Origin of the sequence: Chryseobacterium phosphatilyticum (assembly GCF_002899825.2) — a bacterium.
Taxonomy (GTDB): Bacteria; Bacteroidota; Bacteroidia; order Flavobacteriales; family Weeksellaceae; genus Chryseobacterium; species Chryseobacterium phosphatilyticum.
In genome coordinates this window covers 1-447 of record NZ_PPED02000108.1, presented here as the reverse complement: position 1 = coordinate 447, position 447 = coordinate 1, and the positions used below count along the sequence as shown (strand labels likewise).

Below are 447 nucleotides of genomic sequence, written 5' to 3'. Positions count from 1 at the left end.
CCTACGGGCGGCAGCAGTGGGGAATATTGCACAATGGGCGCAAGCCTGATGCAGCGACGCCGCGTGCGGGATGACGGCCTTCGGGTTGTAAACCGCTTTTGATCGGGAGCAAGCCTTCGGGTGAGTGTACCTTTCGAATAAGCACCGGCTAACTCCGTGCCAGCAGCCGCGGTAATACGTAGGGTGCAAGCGTTATCCGGAATTATTGGGCGTAAAGGGCTCGTAGGCGGTTCGTCGCGTCCGGTGTGAAAGTCCATCGCTTAACGGTGGATCTGCGCCGGGTACGGGCGGGCTGGAGTGCGGTAGGGGAGACTGGAATTCCCGGTGTAACGGTGGAATGTGTAGATATCGGGAAGAACACCAATGGCGAAGGCAGGTCTCTGGGCCGTTACTGACGCTGAGGAGCGAAAGCGTGGGGAGCGAACAGGATTAGATACCCCTGTAGTC

1 rRNA gene is annotated in these 447 nt (G+C 58.8%); it reads left to right on the top strand.

Annotation, left to right across the window (positions count from 1 at the left end):
• A 16S ribosomal RNA gene (locus C1631_RS23710) occupies positions 1–447 on the top strand; the annotation flags it as partial.